Source organism: Acidiphilium sp., assembly GCF_049977125.1.
Classification (GTDB): domain Bacteria; phylum Pseudomonadota; class Alphaproteobacteria; order Acetobacterales; family Acetobacteraceae; genus Acidiphilium.
On the sequence record NZ_JBMFGY010000227.1, the window covers coordinates 1 to 3,647 of the forward strand.

Here is a 3,647-nt window from a genome sequence, read left to right on the forward strand (position 1 = left end):
CAGTCGAACCAATGCCCCCGCCGCACATTCATACCGAAACCTTGCCTTCACCCGCGCAACGCGTTAAGCGGAAATGAATATGGCCGGTCGGTATCGGTCAGCTTCAGGAGCCTTGCGATGAAACCGAATATCCATCCCGAATATCACGAAATCAACATCATCATGACCGATGGAACCGCCTACACGACCCGGTCATGTTACGGTAAGTCTGGCGACACCCTGCGACTTGATATTGATCCGAAGTCGCATCCAGCGTGGACTGGCCAGCATCGCGTGATGGATACCGGCGGTCAGGTGGCCAAATTCAACAAGCGCTTCGCCAGCATTGGCGCACGCACGAAATAACGCAATCTGCGGCTGAGATCTCAATTCAGCCGCAACATTCGGGATGGTTTCCCGGCGGGCATAAGCTAAATCCTGAGGGTCATCTCTCGACGGAGTTAGTCATGGTCTTGCCCGACAATGAACTGTCCGAAGCCGCCCAATGGGCAGCAATCGTCGCGCGCGACCCGGCGGCTGACGGCAGGTTCGTTTACGCGGTGGCAAGCACGGGCGTCTACTGTCGGCCATCCTGTCCATCGCGTCAGGCACGGCGGGTTAACGTGTCATTCCATGCCGACGGTGACGCGGCTGAACGCGCCGGATTTCGACCGTGCCGGCGATGTCGCCCCGACCTCGCCAGCAACGGTGACGCTTATGAGCGGATGTCCCTGGCTTGCCGCCGGATCGAGGCGGCGTTGGTCAATGGCGAGACGCCCCCAACGTTGGCTGTGTTAGCTGCGGTTGCAAAAGTCTCGCCGGGGCATTTCCAGCGCCGGTTCAAGTGCATCATCGGCGTCACACCGAAGCAATATGCCATTGCCCACCGGATGAACCGCGTACGCACGGCGTTGCAGTCGAACGTACCAATCACCACAGCTCTTTATGACGCCGGCTACGCAGCGCCCAGCCGGTTTTATGCAGACGCCGCGACGCAGCTCGGCATGACACCCACCACCCTGCGACGTGGTGCCGCCGGCGAACATATAAAATATGTCATCGCGCCATGTACGCTCGGACTGGTTCTGGTTGCCTCGACGGACCGCGGCGTCGCCGCAGTTACCCTGGGTGATGACGCTTCGGCACTGCGCGATGATTTACGATCGCGCTTTCCCAATGCGAATGTAACCGCTGACGACGCCGCACTCAACATCCGGGTGAGGCAGGTTGTCGCGTTGATCGAGCAACCGTCAATGAACGTCGAGTTGCCGCTTGATATCCGCGGTTCCAGTTTTCAGTGTCAGGTATGGCAAGCACTGCGGACGATTGCACCCGGTCGCACGGAAACTTACGGTCAGATTGCGGCACGGATCGGGCGGCCCACCGCATCGCGGGCGGTTGCGGCAGCATGCGGTGCCAACCATCTGGCGGTTTTGATCCCGTGCCATCGGGTGGTCGGGGCGGATGGTAACCTCACCGGGTATCGATGGGGAGTCAAACGCAAGCGGGCTCTCCTGGACCTGGAAAAAAAAACCGATCCAACGCCAATTGAGACCTCTTGAATACCCGAATGGTATATCACCAAATAAATGTCTGAGGGATGCCATTGGGTCCTTCAACTCTCGACGGGTTGGTCGTTGTGACAGCCCGCACTGCAGCCTTGCTTGTTTAGGAGGTTATCATGACTCTCGACTTCTCGCCCTTGTTCCGTTCCGCTATTGGCTTTGATCGGATGCAGCAGCTTCTCGATGCGGTACCTGACGCCAGCGCGTCTTCCTACCCGCCATATAATATCGAGAAACTCAGCGCGGAGGACTACCGTCTGACAATGGCGGTCGCTGGCTTCCGAGCTGAAGACATCGAAATGACGGTTAAGGAGAACACGTTGGTTATCGCTGGTAAAGTTACCACCGATATCCAGAAAGGTGAGACGTTATATCGGGGTATCGCGGCTCGCGCGTTTGAGCGTCGTTTCGCTCTCGCCGACCATATGGTCGTCGAAGGCGCATCGTTGGAGAACGGCCTTCTGCATGTTGCGCTGAAGCGGGTTGTCCCCGAGGCGCTGAAGCCGCGCCGGATCACGATCGCAACCGCGACACCGAACACCGTGCCCACGATCGAGCAGGATACGGCGCCGCTCGCTGCTTGATTCCGTTAATTCGATCTAACCCCGCGCCGCGAGGCGCGGGGTTTTTTCATCCTGCCCGGTTCGCGGTTCCCATCGCCCGTGTCGCTGGTATTTTCCGCTTTCGTGCTCCACAAACAGATTGGTCGTGTCGGCTAGCGAAGGAGGGGATGCCGTAATGGATCAGTTGAGTTTGCTCAACACCTTCGTTCGGGTTGCCGAGCGAGGTTCTTTTTCGGCCGTAGCCCGTGAGTTCGAGACCTCTCAACCCGTGATCTCTCGTCAGATCGCGGCTCTAGAGGATCAGCTGGGTGTGCGTCTGATCCAGCGGACTACCAGGCGGCTGTCACTGACCGAAGATGGTCAGATTTATCTCGACCATGCGCGCGCTGTTGTTGAAGCGATGGATGCCGCGCAGGCAAGCGTCGGAGTGGCGCAGAAAACGCCAACTGGTCAGGTCCGCCTAGGCGTGCCGACCTCGGTCGGTTTGTATCTGGCTACGCGCTTGCCAGAATTTTTTGCGCGCTATCCGGAAATGACGATCGACATGAAAATGCGCGACGGCTCGTTCGATCTTGTCGAGGAGGGGCTCGATTTGGTGATCGCGATCACACCGGCGAGCCAGGCCAGCCTGATCACCCGCACCATCGGTAGCGCCACCTCGGTACTGGTTGCCGCGCCCTCCTATCTTGCTGCCCATGGTACGCCGACAACGCCGCGCGACCTGCCCGCCCATGAATGCATCGTCTATACGCGCCCAGGGATTGACCGTGACTGGCGGTTCGTCGGCACGGAGTATGACGAGACGATAACGGTGCAAGGCCGGTTTCACGTCGACTCGAGTGAGGCGGCACGCCGTGCTGCACGTGCCGGACTAGGCATCGCCATGCTGCCACGGTTGACCACGATCGACGATGTCAACGCCGGCCGTCTGGTGACATTGCTCGACGGTTTCTGCCCGATGAAGGCGAGCGTCTACGCCATCATGCCGACACGCCGCTACATTCCAAGTCGGACGCGTGCGGTTCTGGATTTCATGATCGCCGAGTTCGAAACCACGCCGTTCCTGCAATCAACCACCGGCGTCGCCGCCGTGCCGCAAGCACCGATTTTCGACTGATGCGGCTGCGGTTGATCGTGCCATTTCAAAGCCTGTCGCTTTTTTTCGGAAAGGACGACCTTCATGCACTATCGAAATCTTGGTCGCAGCGGACTTAAAGTCTCGCCTCTCTGCCTCGGCACCATGATGTTCGGCGGCGCAACCGACGAGGTCACCTCTCACCGTATCGTCGCCCGCGCCGCTGAACAGGGCATCAATTTCATCGATACTGCGGATGTCTACAACGAAGGTCGCTCGGAAGCGATCACTGGCCGCGCCATTGCGGTCAACCGAAGCCACGGGGTGCTTGCAACCAAATTCGCCAATCCGACCGGCCCTGGCCCGAATGACCGCGGCCTATCACGGGTTCATGCCTTTCGCGCTGTCCACGCCAGTCTGAAACGATTAAACACCGACGTAATCGATATTCTCTACCTTCATCGG

The 3,647-nt window shown here is 59.0% G+C and carries 5 protein-coding genes; all 5 read left to right on the plus strand.

All coding sequences use genetic code 11. From position 1 onward, the window contains the following. Nucleotides 1–117: 117 nt before the first annotated feature. A complete protein-coding gene (rpmE, locus tag ACP5E6_RS17145; protein ID WP_427956233.1) occupies nt 118–345 on the plus strand; it encodes a 50S ribosomal protein L31 in 228 nt (75 codons plus the stop codon). Nucleotides 346–446: 101 nt separating this feature from the next. Beyond that, entirely contained in the window at nt 447–1,541 is a 1,095-nt protein-coding gene (ada, locus tag ACP5E6_RS17150) for a bifunctional DNA-binding transcriptional regulator/O6-methylguanine-DNA methyltransferase Ada (protein WP_427956224.1), read from the plus strand. A gap of 119 nt (nt 1,542–1,660) precedes the next feature. Beyond that, nucleotides 1,661–2,128, plus strand: a complete 468-nt coding sequence (locus ACP5E6_RS17155; RefSeq protein WP_427956226.1) for an Hsp20 family protein — start codon at nt 1,661–1,663, stop codon at nt 2,126–2,128. A gap of 154 nt (nt 2,129–2,282) precedes the next feature. Continuing rightward, nucleotides 2,283–3,224 (plus strand): LysR substrate-binding domain-containing protein, encoded by a 942-nt coding sequence (locus tag ACP5E6_RS17160; RefSeq protein WP_427956229.1) that lies wholly within the window; start codon nt 2,283–2,285, stop codon nt 3,222–3,224. Nucleotides 3,225–3,287: 63 nt separating this feature from the next. Then, the coding region (locus ACP5E6_RS17165) for an aldo/keto reductase (RefSeq protein WP_427956231.1) at nt 3,288–3,647 on the plus strand (360 nt) is incomplete at its 3' end.

Bases quoted from the DNA above. Each gene is read 5' to 3' on its own strand.
- rpmE (WP_427956233.1), top strand. From the start codon at position 118: ATGAAACCGAATATCCATCCCGAATATCACGAAATCAACATCATCATG.
- ada (WP_427956224.1), top strand. From the start codon at position 447: ATGGTCTTGCCCGACAATGAACTGTCCGAAGCCGCCCAATGGGCAGCA.
- ACP5E6_RS17160 (WP_427956229.1), top strand. From the start codon at position 2,283: ATGGATCAGTTGAGTTTGCTCAACACCTTCGTTCGGGTTGCCGAGCGA.
- ACP5E6_RS17155 (WP_427956226.1), top strand. From the start codon at position 1,661: ATGACTCTCGACTTCTCGCCCTTGTTCCGTTCCGCTATTGGCTTTGAT.